General features: G+C 55.0%; 14 protein-coding genes and 1 tRNA gene. 7 read left to right on the top strand and 8 right to left on the bottom strand.

From position 1 onward, the window contains the following. Positions 1-36 precede the first annotated feature (36 nt). The 3 genes from ACN0VM_RS14080 to ACN0VM_RS14070 form a co-directional block, all read right to left on the bottom strand. The gene (locus ACN0VM_RS14080; RefSeq protein ID WP_417451529.1) at positions 37-219 is read right to left on the bottom strand and encodes a DUF1328 domain-containing protein; all 183 of its coding nucleotides are present in this window, start codon (positions 217-219) and stop codon (positions 37-39) included. A 103-nt stretch (positions 220-322) separates the two neighbouring features. Beyond that, positions 323-1,522 (bottom strand): alkane 1-monooxygenase, encoded by a 1,200-nt coding sequence (locus ACN0VM_RS14075; RefSeq protein WP_417451528.1) that lies wholly within the window; start codon positions 1,520-1,522, stop codon positions 323-325. 72 nt (positions 1,523-1,594) lie between these two features. Continuing rightward, entirely contained in the window at positions 1,595-2,539 is a 945-nt protein-coding gene (locus ACN0VM_RS14070) for a hypothetical protein (RefSeq protein WP_417451527.1), read from the bottom strand. Between the two features lie 168 nt (positions 2,540-2,707). Here ACN0VM_RS14070 and ACN0VM_RS14065 point away from each other — a divergent pair, with 168 nt between their 5' ends. Next, positions 2,708-3,304, top strand: coding sequence for a TetR/AcrR family transcriptional regulator (locus ACN0VM_RS14065; protein WP_417451526.1), 597 nt, complete (start codon positions 2,708-2,710; stop codon positions 3,302-3,304). 15 nt (positions 3,305-3,319) lie between these two features. Here the strand turns inward: ACN0VM_RS14065 and ACN0VM_RS14060 are convergent, their stop codons facing one another. Next, positions 3,320-3,790 (bottom strand): OsmC family protein, encoded by a 471-nt coding sequence (locus tag ACN0VM_RS14060; protein ID WP_417451525.1) that lies wholly within the window; start codon positions 3,788-3,790, stop codon positions 3,320-3,322. 258 nt (positions 3,791-4,048) lie between these two features. On the opposite strand from ACN0VM_RS14060, the gene ACN0VM_RS14055 reads away from it, so the two are divergent. The 3 genes from ACN0VM_RS14055 to ACN0VM_RS14045 all read left to right on the top strand — a co-directional run bounded on the left by ACN0VM_RS14055 (position 4,049) and on the right by ACN0VM_RS14045 (position 10,156). After that, positions 4,049-4,125: transfer RNA gene (locus ACN0VM_RS14055), tRNA-Met, on the top strand. A 291-nt stretch (positions 4,126-4,416) separates the two neighbouring features. Continuing rightward, positions 4,417-7,527 (top strand): hypothetical protein, encoded by a 3,111-nt coding sequence (locus ACN0VM_RS14050; RefSeq protein ID WP_417451524.1) that lies wholly within the window; start codon positions 4,417-4,419, stop codon positions 7,525-7,527. A 517-nt stretch (positions 7,528-8,044) separates the two neighbouring features. Further along, complete coding sequence (locus ACN0VM_RS14045) at positions 8,045-10,156, top strand: ATP-binding protein (protein ID WP_417451523.1); 2,112 nt, start codon at positions 8,045-8,047, stop codon at positions 10,154-10,156. 120 nt (positions 10,157-10,276) lie between these two features. On the opposite strand, the gene ACN0VM_RS14040 is transcribed toward ACN0VM_RS14045, so the two are convergent. After that, the gene (locus ACN0VM_RS14040; protein WP_417451522.1) at positions 10,277-10,576 is read right to left on the bottom strand and encodes a putative quinol monooxygenase; all 300 of its coding nucleotides are present in this window, start codon (positions 10,574-10,576) and stop codon (positions 10,277-10,279) included. A 308-nt stretch (positions 10,577-10,884) separates the two neighbouring features. On the opposite strand from ACN0VM_RS14040, the gene ACN0VM_RS14035 reads away from it, so the two are divergent. Then, on the top strand, positions 10,885-12,141 hold the full coding sequence (locus tag ACN0VM_RS14035) for an MFS transporter (protein WP_417451521.1): 1,257 nt from the start codon (positions 10,885-10,887) through the stop codon (positions 12,139-12,141). Here ACN0VM_RS14035 and ACN0VM_RS14030 read toward each other — a convergent pair whose 3' ends face one another. Together ACN0VM_RS14030 and ACN0VM_RS14025 are read right to left on the bottom strand one after the other, a co-directional pair. Continuing rightward, positions 12,142-12,840 (bottom strand): transporter substrate-binding domain-containing protein, encoded by a 699-nt coding sequence (locus tag ACN0VM_RS14030; RefSeq protein WP_417451520.1) that lies wholly within the window; start codon positions 12,838-12,840, stop codon positions 12,142-12,144. 4 nt (positions 12,841-12,844) lie between these two features. After that, complete coding sequence (locus ACN0VM_RS14025; protein WP_417451519.1) at positions 12,845-13,765, bottom strand: LysR family transcriptional regulator; 921 nt, start codon at positions 13,763-13,765, stop codon at positions 12,845-12,847. A 189-nt stretch (positions 13,766-13,954) separates the two neighbouring features. Between ACN0VM_RS14025 and ACN0VM_RS14020 the strand changes: the two genes are divergently transcribed. Continuing rightward, on the top strand, positions 13,955-14,395 hold the full coding sequence (locus ACN0VM_RS14020; protein ID WP_417451518.1) for a tetratricopeptide repeat protein: 441 nt from the start codon (positions 13,955-13,957) through the stop codon (positions 14,393-14,395). 158 nt (positions 14,396-14,553) lie between these two features. After that, on the top strand, positions 14,554-15,240 hold the full coding sequence (trhA, locus tag ACN0VM_RS14015; protein ID WP_417451517.1) for a PAQR family membrane homeostasis protein TrhA: 687 nt from the start codon (positions 14,554-14,556) through the stop codon (positions 15,238-15,240). Between the two features lie 44 nt (positions 15,241-15,284). On the opposite strand, the gene ACN0VM_RS14010 is transcribed toward trhA, so the two are convergent. Then, the gene (locus ACN0VM_RS14010) at positions 15,285-15,875 is read right to left on the bottom strand and encodes a transglutaminase-like cysteine peptidase (protein WP_417451516.1); all 591 of its coding nucleotides are present in this window, start codon (positions 15,873-15,875) and stop codon (positions 15,285-15,287) included. Positions 15,876-15,971 lie beyond the last annotated feature (96 nt).

Genomic DNA, 15,971 nt, shown 5'->3' with positions numbered 1-15,971 from the left:
GGAGCGCCCGTTTTCTTTCACCTTACCCGCCTGTTATCAAAGTGGTGGCGGGGTGCGGCGTCCGCTGATGATATTGGCAACCAGCGCGACAATGAAAAGGATGATGAAGGCAAAGAAGAGCCACTTTGCTGCCCACGCGAGGGTGCCTGCAAGGCCACCAAAACCGAGAGCGGCGGCAATCACTGCCAGAATAAAGAATGTTAACGCCCAACCGAGCATGGTCTGTCTCCTGTCTGTTGATGATTTGAGCTTATGCGGGCTCGCATCAATTCTCAGCAGGGGGATAAGCGCTGCATTATAAAAAAATGCTCAAGACGACAAATTACTCTGCCGCTTGCATGGTGGCTGCTGGCCGGTGGAATTTTGCCATCAGGCGGGCACGTTTCGACGGCTTCATATAGGCTTTTGTCATATCAAAACCGTGTTGTTCGGCTACACGCTTGTCCATGATGGCAAACCAGATAGGCGGGTTCCATGCGGCCATAAACATGGTGAAGTAGCCCGCAGGCAACTGGGGCGACGTATCAAAATGCCGCAGGCACTGGTATGGCCGCTCGGCATGGGCGTGATGGTCCGAATGACGCTGCAGGTGATAGAGCATCACGTTTGAGACGATGTGGTTGGCGTTCCAGCTGTGGTGCGGTTGCACCCGCTCGTACCGGCCGTCATCACGCTGGCTGCGCATCAGGCCGTAATGTTCAATATAGTTGGCGCTTGAAAGCATCAGGTTCGACAGCAGCGCGCCGCCCAGGAGATAGGGCAGCACACCCCAACCAAGGATCACAACGAAGGCGCCGTACATAGCGGCGGTGATCAGTGTGTTGAGGAAGACTTCATTCTCAAACGAGAAGGCAGATTTGCCCTTGCGCCCAAGTCGGGTCTTCTCAATGCGCCAGGCACGCTTGAAGCCGCCCGGCAACTCGTGCAATACGAATTCATAGAAGCTTTCGCCCATCATGGCGGTGGCGCTGTCTTGCGGTGTGGCAACTTCAACATGGTGGCCGAGGTTATGTTCGATACGGAAATGGCCCATGCCGCACAGGCACAGCAGGAAGCGCGCGACATTTTTTGATGTCTTGTCACGGCGGTGGCCAACTTCGTGGGCGGTGTTCAGCGCGCCTGCGCCCATGAGACCGTTTGCAACAGTGACAGCCAGATAGGCACTCCAGCTCAGGTCCATCACCGCGACATACCATGCGCCAATAATCCAGACGACATAAGACGCAGGCAGGGCGGCAAAGGCTGACCAGCGGTAGAAGGGATCATCGCGCAGGAAGGGGATGGCATCGCGTGGCGGGTTGGAGGTGTCCTCCCCGAAAGCCATCTCGATCATTGGGATAAGCACATAAAAGAAGACCGGCGACAGCCACAGTGTCCATTCGTTGCCGGTGCTGGCATACAACCACCACGAAAGGAGGGGGATGGCGCTCAGGAGAACCGGTAGCGGCCAGAGATAACGTTTGCTGTCGCGCCAATTGGCGCCGCTGGCAGCTGGATCCTGAGATGTCAGATGGTCAACCATAATGCCTTCCCCGCATAGGATATATGTTAAATCAGGAGAAGCTTGTCATTTATTGATAATATTGTCAATAAATTATGGTGCCGGCGTCGTGGCTTTGGGAAGAGTGACGTCGAGGGCAGCATAATGCTGGCGGTAGCGTCGGGAAAAGTCGGCAGCGGCAGTATCTGGCAAAACAACTTTTGGCCGGCTGCGGGATTGGTCACGGTGGGCACGCAAGGCAAAATATGTCCGGCGCAGAAAACTGCGGGCGATGCTTCGCCAAGCGGGCGGAAGGGAAGCTGTAAAACTATTGCTGCGTTGCATGGCGTGTGCCGTACTGAGGCTGACTGAGCGGTTTTTCCCGTAACCCTTAGCCGAGAAGGGGGGTAAAGCGGGGATGATGTCACCGAACGCCATTTCCACGGTGGCTTGCGGTGAAGCAAGCAGTGACGCATGGTCGAAGATGGCAACGTTGCGAGCGCCGAAAGTCTCTTGTAGCAAGCCGACGCAGCGCATCCAGTTAACGGTGTCTGCATCGATGCCGGCCAGATAGCTGTCAAGCGTTGACGTTGCACCGCGCCGCAAGTCCTGCACGTAACAGGCTGCCAGAAAACCGGCGTATGCCCGGATGAAATAGCGTACTTCAACTTCATAGCCGGCGAGAAGCTCCCCAAGCCGGGGGATCATCTTGTGCGCGTGGGGGAAAAAGCTGTCGTGATTGGAGGCAACCGGGCTGCCCAGCAAGTCTTCATTTGAAATCAATAGGGTATGTATGTGCGGAGAGTGAAACAAGTGACGCAGCCGGTCTCGCGCAGCGGCCAATGGCGCTTTGTAGTTCTGGTCAACCAGCATGGCCAACATATGGCGGTGCAGGGAGTCCACATCGCCTTTATTGAATAGCCGTTTGGGCACATAAGTACCCGCGTGTTCCAGCGCATCGGCGTGATCATAGAAAAAATGCTGCAGGCTTGTGGTGCCTGTTTTCGGCGCGCCGCAGTGCAGGATGATTCGGCGTCGATTGTTTGAAGTCCCTGACATCTGTGTTCCTGCGGGCCGTTGCGCACTGTGCTCTGGTGTGCAACGTCGCAAAGTTGAATGGTGTGGTAAAGTAAAACTGCACATAGCCGATAGCCGGCACAATAAATAGCAGCTTGATCACTGCGGGTCGCAAACGGTAAGTAGAAATTCAAAAGCAAAGGGATAGCTGTGACGAAAAAAGCGAAACGCACGCGGCTTAGTCCGTCCGAACGGCGCCGCCAGCTTCTGCAAGCCGCAGTGGCGCTGTTTGCCGAAAAGGGTATTGGCGAAGCAAAGCATGCCGATATTGCAAAGCGTGCCGGTGTCTCGGTAGCCACCACCTTCGTTTATTTCCCAACGCGCGAAGCTTTGATCGAAACCGTGCTGGACGATGTTGCCGTGCAGAACCTTGCTGTTTTCGATGAGGTAGACCCTGAGGGGTTAACAGTGGCGCAATTGCTGACCGCCCTGGCGGAACATGCCACGATACGGGCGGAGGAGGACCCAGCCTACACGCAGGTCTGGCTTAACTGGAGCACCAACTTCGCGCCGGCGATCAGGCAACGCTTTTTAACCCAGCAGACGATCATTCTTGATAAGTTGACCAGCATTTTGAATAGCGCGCGGGACGGCAAACAACGCGATGACCGTGACGATGCCCGTATTCTTTTGGCCGCCTCGCAAATGCTGACCGTGATGAAACTGGACGGCGTGGACAAAGCCCGCCGCGACCGCTTTACCGAACATACCATTGATGTGGTGCTGGCCTATGCGGGCGAAAAATAAGCCGCCTGCAAGCCGTCATTTTTTCTCAATCGTGGCCTCATGCACCACCGGGCAATTAAGCGAATTGGCGATAAAGCATTTCTCGTTCGCGACATGATGCAGTGACATGGCTTTGTCGGCGTCGCTCTCTGGCGTGATGGTGATGTGCGGGCGCAGGATTATTTTGGTGAAGCGCGCGGGTGTGTCGCCGCCTTCGGTCATGATGCCCTCCGCCTTATCCTCATAGCCGGTGACAATGATGCCGTTCACCGCGCACAGGTGCAGGTACCAAAGCATGTGGCATGACGCCGTTGCCCCTACAAGAAGGTCTTCCGGGTTGTGCCGGGTGGCGTCGCCCCGGAAGGCAGGGTCAGAAGAGCCCGGTATCTTGATCTTGCCCGCCATCTCCATGTCATAATCGCGCGAATAGCTTTTATAGGTTTTGGTGCCGTCAGCACCCGCCCCGGTCCAGGTGATGCGGCTGAAATAGTGATGTTCGTTGCTCATGGACTGCTCCCTTGCGCTATCATGACATGGTGGCCCCGAGCATAAGCCCGATGTGTCCGTTTCGGCAGAGCCAATTTGATGCATGGGCAAGGGACCACGGTGCTTTTTATCGGTGCGGGTAAATCGTGGCATCATTTTGTGACAAAATCGTCTTGACTGCGCTGCGACCCTCTTTTATACCGGCGCAGCTTTCAACGGCAGTGTAGCCTGTTTTTAGTTGTACTGAGTAGTTACAAACGCGTTGAAGCTTTTTATTTTGGCCGAGTAGCTCAGCTGGTTAGAGCAGCGGAATCATAATCCGCGTGTCGGGGGTTCGAGTCCCTCCTCGGCTACCAATAAAATCAATGGCTTAGCCCCAAAAGGCTAGGCCATTTTATTTCTTCAGCCTTATACAGCATCTCATCTCAGTATATTTCCCCGATTGATTTCATCGTCGTTGGCTTTACCGTTTGTACAGTCCTTGTACAGAAAGTGGTTTATGGCGGCTATCTGGGGAGTGTTTTTACTGCGCTTAAGTATCGGTTCATCTTACAGTCATTATTCGGCAATCATAGTGGTAGTGTAGGTACTAATGAAACCTTGTCTCGGGCCGCATTTACGTATTTATTCGGGGGATACCAATTCACATGATCAGGATTTTTTTACCTCGCTTTTGGTTTGTCTTTCTAGGGTTTAGTCTTGTTCTACCGACCGCTGTATTGGCCGCCGTCGGCTGGTCCGATACGCGTAATGCCTTTCAGGACGAGGTATTGCATCAGATACCCGAACTTAAATGGATTGATGCCAACCCACAGGCCACCTCCGGCGTTTCCGGAGACAATTTGCAGGTTTGGGGCTTGAATACGATGCGGAGTTTCGCAGTGGAAGGCGATCAGGTCTATGCCTTTGCCGGTCAGGCCGGAACGCCCTCCGGTATTCCGGCCGGTCGCTTCCTGGTCGAAGGCTTCAGGGTGAGGATCTACAACACAGCCAGCGGTTTCGACCGGACCCTGAGTATCTCGTTCGCGGGCGAATGGAACCAGGAGCCCGCAGGCGGCTTTTATTATAATCAACCGGTTGTTCCTTCCTCTGCGCGGCAGGCGATAGACGCTCTCAGGCCAGACGACCGGCAGATTATAATGGAGGTAGTGGACTACGGACGTATCAGTCTTGAATCTTTCCCCGTAGCGCAGGTGCAACAATTTGCCCGCACTAAGGTGGCCGCCCGACAGCGTGAGGAGGGCTTGGCCCGCCAGCAGGAATTAGCCGAGCAACAAGCGGCGCAGACTCGGACACCCGAGGGACAGACATCCGGCAGTACTACGGAAACATACGGCGCCGACAATGGCCCCGATCAGGAGCAGTGGCAACAGATGGCCCGCGAGCGGCAGCAACGCAGGGCGATCCGGCGTCAGGCGGATGCGACGTGGGATGCGTACCAGCAGTCTCTGCGAGATATTGAAAATGCGTTCCGACGCGATCCGGAGGTCGTGCGACAGTTGGAGGAGGAGCGGGCGCAGGCCGAACGGGAGTATGAGGAAAAGCAGCGCCGCAAAGCTGAGGAGGCAGAACAGGATCGCCTTGAGCAGGAAGCCTACGAGCGTGAACAGGATGAAAAACGCCGCCTGCGCGAGATCGAGAACCGGAAAAGGTCTGCCGAGTATGCGGCCTATGAACAGCGCCGAAGCCAGGACCGTCAGGCATGGGTGGCAAGTGGTGGGCCGGGGCGTGTGCAGCAGGCGGTCGAGGTCTGGAAAGACAATGTGGCCGACTATCTGATTGGTCTGGATATGGCCAACAAGACCATGAACTTCACCCGGGAAAGCGCGGAAACGCAGTATGCCAGCCCGGAGGGGCTGTTGCGGCTTGTGGAACGTGTTCTGATTCAGCCGGACATGCCGCCCTATCTGAAGCGCCTGTACATCAAAAATATCGCCGGCTGGCGTAACAGCTGGATCACGATCCATGTTGAGAATAATTTCTACCCATCACGTCCGGCCCAGCCCGACAACCGGGCGGGCGAGGTTCCGGGGCTTGAGTATTTGACCGAACTGGCACCCTATTTCAACGCCCTGAACGGCAACGATATTCTGGTTGATACCTGGGGCGCAAAACCCGTTTATGCGAAAACGCAGCGGCTTATAAAGGTGGGCGATGAGGATATCAGGGCTGGCACAGAGTTTTACAAGGCGGCGCTCGACTTTTCCGATGGCCTGAAGTCATCTGACCGGGTTGCTGATTATCCCAGGCACGGAAAATATCTTTATGGCCTGGTCCTGACCCCGGAACATGTCGCCTATCTGGAAGATCTGGTCAACTTGAGGAAGGACCAGGTGAATGTCTCGCAAGGGGTAGCGTATGGCCACATCACGACGCTGAATATGCTGATTGCCCATGACCTGTTTTCAGGTGACGCAGCGCGCGCCTATTTCAGGATGCAGCAAGCCTTTGCCTTGCTGGGCATCGAGAGCGTGCAGGACTTGTTTGACCGCCCGCTCTATTGGTCCGGTTACGCGAGCTATATGCAGGTATTCGACGGTGAGGACCGGTTGCTTAAAAACGAACGTACCAAACGGCTGGTATATAATGCCGCCTACGTCTACAAGGCCAACGGGTATTTCAAAGAAAGCGAGGCCATCCTGACCGCGCTGATGAAGCAGTTCAGGGCGCCGGGCCGTCCGGCCTACAGGAAATGGTTCCATAGCGATTTCAATTATTTCGACCTGATGGTCAATTTGATGGACCTTTATGCTCATCAGGAACGCTGGCAGGACCTTCTGGCGCTAAGCAACCGGTTCGAGGCAGATTTCGCATCCGCTACGGCAGCGCTGAAGGGTTATAACAATCTGCTGGCTGATCCGACAATTGCAAGCTATCAGCCCGGCTTATTTGCCTCTAGGCCTCTTCTCAGCATGCTGAAGTGGGAAACTATCGCCTATCGAGCGCAGGCTGAAGTCGGCATGGGCGACCGTAAGAGTGCGCTGAGAAGCCTGAAGCCGGTCCTGAAGGCGTTGAAGAAAAATCCAGAAGGTTTGACCCGGGATCCTTATCTCAACCGGATACTCGACCCGCTTCTTCTCAACCTATCGCTTAAGGACCACAAAAAATATTATGCGGGAAAATCCCATGTCAGTGCTCCTGCGCTTTCAAGTGTGAGCCGGCCCGTTGGCGGTGTCGCGAGTGGTCAGGCATCCGCTGCGTGGGCCAAGCAGTATGCGGCGCTTCTGGCGGAATACCAGCGAGCGTATGATGACCACAAGGACCCCTTGGGCGCAGCCGACATCGCCATTGAGTTGCTGCCGACTGTGGCGGACGGCGCCTTGCTGGCAACGGCCGATGCGCAGAGTTTTCGCAAAATGTTGTTCGATACGTCCTATACCTATTTTCTGGCCGGAAAATATGTAGAGGGCGTGACTGTGGCAAAACTATATGGCCGCCTTTTCCCCACAGATGCTAACAAGGCCGAGGGTCTTGCCATGCTCAATGCGCTGATGGGGAATATATATTGGGTCAGGCTGCACCAGTATGGGCCTTGGCTTGAGCAGGGAGAGGTTAATGGTCACGGAATTGGAACAGGAAAAGAAGACCCCAAACAGATTTATTTCCTCCAATCCGGCCTCACTCAGTTTGGTCGTGACACATTCGACGGCTCGAAGGGCCGTGAACTTCTTGAACAAGCCCTTACCGACCTAGCTGATCAGGCCTTCTGGAGCCAGCCGGTGATGTATCTTGTTAACGCGGCCAACGCCAGCAGGTAGCGGAAAACGGCTGATAAGTGGCAATAGTTCGGAAAGCACTGGTTAAATGTGCGACCAGTTGCTTCCGGGCCGAATATAAATCGGGGCGGCTGCTGATGCTGCACTTAATGTGCCTCTCCCAGTATGTTTTCCGGTTGATTCCTGCTTTAAATAGCCCCACGGCTATCATCCATCGCATACTGTGGCTGGCGTCTTCTCAGACAGCGAGATTGAGGATACCGGCCAAAGTGTTTTCAAAGTTGATTTGATTTTTTTGCGCGTGCTGCTGCGCTTTCAATCATGCCTTGCTCCAGCAACATCATGACCATATCCGCTTTATGCCCACCCAATGTAGCGTGGACGTCCTTCTTCGTGTCTTGTTCATGTCTCGGGGCTTAAGGATTTTTTCACGCTTACTGATTAAGGTTAACGTCAGTGTGGCAGATATGCGCACCACTCAAATATTGCCGGGGGGCTGTTCCTTATTATTGCGGTTTCTCGGGAAATAGGCCAAAAATCATACAAGAGAGCTCAATTGATGAGGCTTTTTCTGCGTCTTACCGCCTACTTCTCCGTGTGGTGCTTGTTTGCAGCCTGCAGCGTTGTCGCGGGATTCGCCCAGCTCAGTGCTAATGACGCACCTCCGGCGCAGGACCCACCCTCTCAGGACCTTTCTTCATGGTCCTTCACAAAAAATGGCGCCTATCGACTTGAGAAGGGCTGGCTTGCCTACAGGGATGCAATTGTAGGCCCGGAGAAATTCGCCGGAGATGGTTGCTCCTTGGACGAGTCGTCCGCAGATATACCACATGAGGAGATTACGCTCCCTGACGTATGGGGGCCAGGGTGGACCTTAACCACCAAAACCGGGCATGGCCAGACCACCTATTGTACGTCCATAGTGCTCCCTGACACGATGTCCTTTTATGCGGTGCGGATAGGAACACTTCGAACAGCGTCCACCATATACATCCGGTATCTGGATTCCCGCGGCCTGCCCGCCGTGAGACGACTTTATCAGCACCAGAACTCATCGGACCAGGCTGCCCAGTTGGCGTACAATCCCGCACCACCCCTTATCACGTTGCCTTACGGGGTAAAACGTGTGTCTCTGATCGCGCAGGTCAGTAATGCGGTCCATAAACAAGGTGGCATGATCGAGGTTCCTGTCCTGGACCTGAAGTGGCGCCTTGATGCGCGCCAGAACCGGGATACGGCGGTGCCAAATGCTCTGGTTATCGTGCTGATGATGATCTCCGGCGGCACCCTTGTTGTTGGCCTCAGGCACAGAAACTCCCTTGGGCACATATTATTTTCCATACTTACATTTGTATCTGCGCTCAGGGTGCTTTTTGTGAGCGATATAATCTGGGATTATTTTCCGGGTTTTCCTCTCGAACGGAAGTATGACCTTGAATACCTGACACTTTTCCTGATTGCTCCCGCTTATTATGCCTTTATCAGTTTTCTGTTTCGCGGCACCTATTTCAAGGGAACGGATATCGTCGTTTATGGGGCCTCCGCGTTGCTTACTGCCTTTGCTATATTTGTTGCGCCCTTCATGGCACCCGGCACCATTACCCTGTTGCGGGAGCCGTTCCAGATGATGTGGGCGGTTGTTGGGGTGCAGGTGACCTATATGGTTATCGTCTCTTATTTCAGAAACAAACACCACAGCAAGGAAGCTATCATTGTTGCCACTGCAGCGCTGTTGATCATTGTGTATGAGATTTCATCCGCCTCAGGGGTGATTGAAGCCTCGCTCGAATGGTCCCAGTTCCTGATTATTATGGTTACCTTGCTGCATATGCGTGCTTTTGTGCTTAACTTTAAGCGTGTTGAACAAGAACGCGATGCATTGACGAGGGACATTCAGGAAGCGAACAAAGTCCTTGAGGGGCGTGCCGCGATGCTTGACCTCGCGCTCGTGCGGGTTGAGAGCGCGTCGCGGGCCAAAAGTGATTTTCTGGCCACAATGAGCCACGAACTCAGAACGCCGCTGAATGCTATAATCGGTTTTTCCGACCTGATGAAACGCGAGGTTTTTGGCCCCATGGGCCAGCGCCGCTATGCTGAGTATGCAAAAGATATCAACGATTCCGGAACGCATTTATTATCGCTTGTGAATGATATTCTAGACCTTTCGCGCATTGAAGCAGGGGCTGAAACCCTCAATGAAGATGAAGTTGACCTGCCGGAAGTAGCAAGCTGGGTGCTGAAATTGACAGCACCGCTGGCACAGGAACGGGGTGTGACGTGTCATCTGGAGGCATCGGAGGATTTGCCAGCCATCCTCGGGGATGAGCGCAAAATCAGGCAGGTCTTTTTCAACCTTGTGACCAACGCGATCAAATTTAACAAAAAAGGTGGCCGCGTGAATATCGGTTTATTCAGCGACGACCTTGGGCTTTATGTAGAAGTGATAGACACGGGGATCGGTATGGCGGAAAGCGATATTCCCCGGGCGCTTGAGAGATTCGGCCAGATCGACGGCGACCTCAACAGAACCCATGAGGGGGCCGGGATAGGATTGCCGCTGGCGCAGGCGATAATTCAACAGCATGACGGCACGCTTAGCATTTCGAGTATTGTCGGCGTCGGTACGACTGTTCAAGCGAAATTTCCTGCAGCTCGCATGGTCCAGGACTGACGCCCAAATGGGGGATTGTCTTTCTCCCCGGTCTCACGTTATGAGATCTTGCAACCAGCCCATTCTTCAGCGGCAGATTTTCAGCGGTAGATGTTATCAGAGGCAGGCTTTTGATGCCTTTCAGGCGCCGGTCAGGCCATGGCCGCCAACGGGTCTGGTGGTGGCAACCATTTCCATTCCCTCGATCAAGGGGCGGCCGCGCTTGATGGCCTCCTGCACACTGGGCAGGCTCAGGGACGCCTCGTGGCTTTGCTGACTGTCCCAGACCTCGGTAATCCACAGTGTGTTTTCTTCCTTTGGGTCAGCGGCCACTACATAGCTCAGGCAGCCCGGCATACCGGATATACCCTCCAGCAGAATGGCGGCCAGTTCGTTGCGGGTGCCGGTTTTGGCGGCGAATTTACCGATGAGGCCGAACATGTCTGTACTCCCTTCTGTGCCTGAATGTGCGGCACCTGCCAAGCAGGCAGCAGCGGCAGATGTCATGATAAAATGGCGGCGGTTGAGCGTCATTGGCCGAGCTAAGCTCCACAGGGTGAAAAAGTCAATCCGTGCGGCGCGATTATGCCTTTTCGTTAACACAGTTTCCCTATAACGGGTGCCTGTACCGTTACTGCTGAGGCTACTGCTTTTTGGCCCATTGTTGGTGGGCATCAGCAGCATTATCAGCTATAGCGGTACAAAACAAAATACGAGCCGGATAATCAGACAGAGATATAAAGGTTTTTATGAGCTTGCGTGCGACACTGATCGGTATTTTTGCCCTGCTTCTCGGGGCGGGGGCGCTTAACCTTGGCATGGGGCTGCAGGCATCGCTTCTGGGTGTGCGTGCGGGCCTTGAAGGTTTTCCCACACCGCTGATCGGCCTGATTATGTCCGCCTATTATGCCGGTTTTGTCGCCGGTAGCCTTTTTGCGCCCAAGATTGTAGCGCGCGTCGGACACATCCGTACCTTTTCAGCGTTTGCCTCGCTGGCATCGGCTGCCGCGCTGTGTCATGCCGTGTTTGTGGATCCCCTGAGCTGGGCCATTTTGCGCGGCCTGACGGGGGTGTGTTTCGCGGCGCTCGCGCTGGTAACCGAAAGCTGGCTCAATGAGCGCTCCAGCAACCTCAACCGGGGCACGGTACTGTCCATTTATTTTGTGGTGATTCTTGCCTCCACGGCTGTAGGGCAGGCGTTCCTGATGATGGCCCCGCCGTCGGGCTATGACCTGTTTATCTTTGTCTCGGTCATTATCTCGGTCGCACTTGTGCCCATTACGCTGACCTCCACCCCAACGCCAGCGATCTCCGAGCCCCGGCGCATGGCGCTCAGGCGGCTGTTTGGCATCTCGCCCGTGGGCGTTGCGGGCTGTTTTGGTGCGGGGCTTGTCACTGGCGCTTTCTGGGCGCTGGGCGCTGTCTATGCGCAAGGCAAAGGCTTGCCCACCGATGACATCGCCATTTTCATGACCCTCGTTGTGGGCGGCGGCGTGGTCACCCAGTGGCCGTTTGGCCGCCTGTCGGACCAGATGGACCGGCGCTATGTTATCGGCGGCATCACAGTGGCCATTGCAATCCTTGGCGCCATCGCCGGGCTTGGGCTGTTCCCTGAAGGGCAAGGGCTTTATGTGCTGGGGGTGCTGATGGGTGGTCTTGTATTGCCGCTCTATGGCCTTGTTATCGCGCACGCTAATGACTTTCTGGAACAGGAAGACTTTGTGCCTGCTAGCGCGTCATTATTGCTCCTTTATGGGGCTGGCGCGATTGTCGGGCCATTGCTTGCCACCGGTGTGATGGAATTTGTCGGTCCCGACGGCCTGTTCCTGCACCTAGCGGTGGCCGCGGCACTGTTGGCGGTCTTCACCTTCTACCGAATGACGCAGCGTGCTGCAGTGCCAAGCGAGGATAATGTGGACTTTGTCTTTGCCCAGGGGGTCAGCCCGGTCTCCTTCGAGCTTGATCCCCGCTCGGATATCGAGGAAGGCTGCGAAACCGATACCTGATCACCCGCCTGCATGGTTTTCAAGCCATTCGTTGAAGCTGTCGCGCAGATGGGGCCGGTCTTTGGAGAACAGGAAAACCTTACTGATTTTTGTATAGGGCGCCGCCGGGTTTACCGCGCAAAGTCCGGCACCAACGGACTGTTTGTACAGGGCCTCGATCCCGTCCGTGAACATGACGTCAGCGGCGCCTTCCAAAAGGGCAGTAAAGGGCGCGTGGTTATCATCCACCACGCGGAGCCCGGCGATAGTGATGTGCTTGCGGGCAAATTTTTCATTGGTGCCACCGGGATTCTCAACTACCCGCACGTGTGGCTGGTTGATCTTCTTCATGCTGTCGAAACGGGCTTCTTCGCCACACCGTACCAAGGCGACCTTGCCGTCCGTGCGGATGGTGTTCGAGACCAGCGCCACCCGTGCGCGGGCGTCAGTATGGGAAATGCCGCCAACCGCAACGGTGAAATTGCCCGCAGTCAGGTCATCCATCAGCGTGGGCCAACTGGTTCGCACAAATATCAGTTCATGTCCCTTTGCGTGGGCAAAAGCTTTGACAAGGTCGATGTCCTGTCCTTCAAACCGGTCCGTCTCCGTGTTCCACCATGTGACCGGCTGATAATCGCCCGTGGTGCCCACACGGATGCTATCGGCCAGCGCAGGGCTGGCCAGGCACAGGAAAAGGCAGGATAACACTAACCTCAACATTGGTTCAGCTCCCGGTTTCAAGGCATTTGGTGCGTTCGACCTGTTCCGTGATCCAGCGGGTAAAGTCCTTGAACTTTTGTGTTTCCGCGAATTCGTACGATGTCACCAGCCAATCGGAGGGGTCGAGCGGCCTCGCTTCGCCCAGTGGCACAAGATAGCCCATTTTGATGTCATTTTCATACAGCAAGGTGCGCCCCAGCGCGACACCAAGGCCACCAATGGCAGCCTGCAGCGCAAGGTCGGTGCGATCAAAACGGGTTGCGGGCTCAATCGGCTGTGTGAACGATGGTTCGCTGGCTTGAAAGTACGCCCAGCCAAAAGCCACGGGGTCGGCCTCTGACGTGTGGTCCATCAGAAGATCAACCGGGCGTGCCCACGGATCGTTCAGGTCTATATTGTTGGCTTCAATATAAGCAGGGCTGGCGAGCGGCTGCATGAAGGACCGGCTCAGCCTGATGGCGCGCAGGCCGGGATAGGGGCCAAGGCCGTAGCGAATGCCGACATCGGCGTCGTCTCGGGCAAAGTCGACCAAGCGGGTTTGTGCCTGCACGGAAATATCAAGCCCTGCGGCTTTGGCCATGGTCAGCATCGGCACTATCCACTTCATGGCAAGAGATGGCGGTACAGAGACGCGGATGGTGCTGCTGCGTTGTTTGGCCAATACACGTGCCATTGCGGCTTCCAGTTCCGTTATATTATTGTGCGCAGCGGCACACAGAATTTCCCCCGCCGTGGTAAAACGCAGGCTGCGGGTTGTGCGCACAAAAAGCTGGACACCGATCATGTCCTCAACGGCTCGGATACGGTGACTGACCGCTGTCTGGTGAACCCGCAGGATGTCGGCAGCCTTGGTGAAGTTTCGCGCCTCATGCATCGCAGCGAGAAAAGGCCCGGCCTGCGCCAGCTTGATTAAACGATTATTCATGAAATAATCTCATGTATTTAGCATCTTTTCATGCCTTGTTCTTCCACGTGATCGTGCAAAAATGAGCCAATACGGCAAGATTGATGTGCTCTCCCCTATGCACATAGCATGAAGAAGTCTCTTGAGACAGCGCTTCTTCAAACACTTTATCTCAGCCGTGTGATAGCGAGGATACAAGGAGTTAAGGACATGAACAGGATATTTCCCTTGGTTGCAGTCGGTCTCTTCAGTGTCGGGTTTTCTGCAGCACAGGCACAGACATTTCATCTGGCGCCGGACCGGAATCTGGTGAAAGGCAATGAGGCGTTGGCAGCAGGACAGCTTGATGAAGCGCTGGGCCACCTGCGCAAAGCTGTGCACAAGAACATCACTGAGCGTGAACGCATCACCACCTACAATTCGATTTGCGCGGTCGAAAACATTCTGGGTAACCCCGAGGCTGCAATGACGGCGTGTGATAGTGCGATCGCAGGCGATAACCGCTATTGGAAGGCCTTTGTGAACCGGGGTAACGCGCGGGCCGCGACCGGCGACGATGCTGGCGCACTGGCGGACTATTGCCGGGCTCACGACCTGAGCCCCGAACAGGTAAGCGGTACTTTCGAAGCGCGGTGTGGTAGCCAGAGTTAGCTTAACATCCGGTTTATCACCTGTGCCCAAGGGCTGACCGCTGAACCCCTCGGTCAGCCCTTTTTCTTGCGCCGTAGCGTCCCATCTCTTTTATTCATGGTTAGGGCATTGTAAGGGTTTTCTGCTATGATGTCGGAGAGAAAATCAGGAGATCCGGATTGTCCAGCGTTAAGCCTATTCGAAACTATTCGCCATCTGAAGAAGCCTGGCATGCGATCACCCATGGGGTGGCCGCCGTACTGTCTGTCGTTGGTCTTGTGTTCCTTATTTTGAAGGCCGCGCAAGTTGGCGGTGTGAGCGTCATGGTTGCTGTCGCTTTATATGGTGGTTTCATGGTCGTCATGTATGTCTGTTCCACCCTTTACCACAGCTTTTTTCGCTCGCGTTTCACGCCTCTTCTCAAGACCCTTGATCACAGTTCGATTTATTTCAAAATTGCCGGTGCCTACACACCATTTGCGCTGATCACGCTACCGGCTACGGCTGGTATCTGGGTCATGGTCGGGGCGTGGGGCGCGGCAGTTCTTGGTACGGTGCTTAAATTTCGCGGCTACCTCAGGCAATCGTCAAAAAAATTCAGCCCGGTATCGCTGTTGCTATATCTTGGTATGGGCTGGGCAGGTGTGCTGATGATCGGTGAGTTGATGGACAGGCTGCCGGCTGCCGCGATATGGTGGCTCATCGCGGGGGGCGTTTGTTATACAGTGGGGGCCTTGTTTTATGCTCTCAAGAGCATCCCTTATACCCACGCTGTCTGGCATGTGTTTGTGATGGCGGGCAGCGCATGCCACTTTGTTACCATCTATGTTTATGTGATGCAGTCGGGATTGGATGTTGCCGCATAGACCCCATGCCAACTCCCGGCTTACATGGCCTTACAGACACTTCCTTATCGCCGCCCCTGTTCTGCTGTTGCCGCCGTTGCTGCCAGAATCTGGTTCGGGCTAAAGACTTCCCACGAGTTGTCGCCGGCAATTTCACGCATACGCCAGATATAGGGAAAAGTTGTCCATGGGGCGCACTGTGGAAACCGGATATCGCAGACAATGGTCCCGTGCGTTGTCTCGACCGACAACACTGCGTGGTATTGACCGTCTTCAGTGTATGCCGTGGCGATACGAAATGCAGCGCTGTAGCCGGGAAACGCGGCACGTAGCTGATGGCGCACGGTCAGGGCAAAGTCTTCGCAGTCGCCCGGACCAATTGCGTCAAGGCGTTGCCAGAAATCGCCTCCTGACTCAGGGGTGGGAATAACGAGCGTGCGCGCCGTATAGTTGATACGGTTTAGCGTTTCTTTTAGCTGTTTGTCTGCGGGGATGGCGCAATCCCCGGGGTTGCGCTGGCAATAGTTAAGAAAGGCGTTGGGTGCAGGCGTTTTTTCGCCTTTGGGCATTGCAGAAACTAGCGATGCCTGCGGGTATGAGCCCATGCAGGCGGTAAGGGAAAGAGCTAGGGCGATACATATTATCTTCTTAATCATAGCATCAGGTCCTTCTGGTCGAGAGACGCCTGGTTTATTTGGGCGGCTTGTGACCGCTCTCTCATTTGCCTGATGAGTGTTGTCGCCGATACGTGG

The organism is Kordiimonas sp. (assembly GCF_048260245.1).
GTDB lineage: Bacteria > Pseudomonadota > Alphaproteobacteria > Sphingomonadales > Kordiimonadaceae > Kordiimonas.
Note: the sequence above shows the minus strand (reverse complement) of the source record. Positions and strands in the feature narration are given on the sequence as shown.

Coding starts and splice junctions, on each gene's coding strand:
- ACN0VM_RS14020 (WP_417451518.1), top strand. CDS start 13,955: ATGAACAGGATATTTCCCTTGGTTGCAGTCGGTCTCTTCAGTGTCGGG.
- ACN0VM_RS14050 (WP_417451524.1), top strand. CDS start 4,417: ATGATCAGGATTTTTTTACCTCGCTTTTGGTTTGTCTTTCTAGGGTTT.
- ACN0VM_RS14025 (WP_417451519.1), bottom strand. CDS start 13,765: ATGAATAATCGTTTAATCAAGCTGGCGCAGGCCGGGCCTTTTCTCGCT.
- ACN0VM_RS14040 (WP_417451522.1), bottom strand. CDS start 10,576: ATGTTCGGCCTCATCGGTAAATTCGCCGCCAAAACCGGCACCCGCAAC.
- ACN0VM_RS14080 (WP_417451529.1), bottom strand. CDS start 219: ATGCTCGGTTGGGCGTTAACATTCTTTATTCTGGCAGTGATTGCCGCC.
- ACN0VM_RS14070 (WP_417451527.1), bottom strand. CDS start 2,539: ATGTCAGGGACTTCAAACAATCGACGCCGAATCATCCTGCACTGCGGC.
- ACN0VM_RS14075 (WP_417451528.1), bottom strand. CDS start 1,522: ATGGTTGACCATCTGACATCTCAGGATCCAGCTGCCAGCGGCGCCAAT.
- ACN0VM_RS14060 (WP_417451525.1), bottom strand. CDS start 3,790: ATGAGCAACGAACATCACTATTTCAGCCGCATCACCTGGACCGGGGCG.
- ACN0VM_RS14035 (WP_417451521.1), top strand. CDS start 10,885: ATGAGCTTGCGTGCGACACTGATCGGTATTTTTGCCCTGCTTCTCGGG.
- ACN0VM_RS14030 (WP_417451520.1), bottom strand. CDS start 12,840: ATGTTGAGGTTAGTGTTATCCTGCCTTTTCCTGTGCCTGGCCAGCCCT.
- ACN0VM_RS14045 (WP_417451523.1), top strand. CDS start 8,045: ATGAGGCTTTTTCTGCGTCTTACCGCCTACTTCTCCGTGTGGTGCTTG.
- ACN0VM_RS14010 (WP_417451516.1), bottom strand. CDS start 15,875: ATGATTAAGAAGATAATATGTATCGCCCTAGCTCTTTCCCTTACCGCC.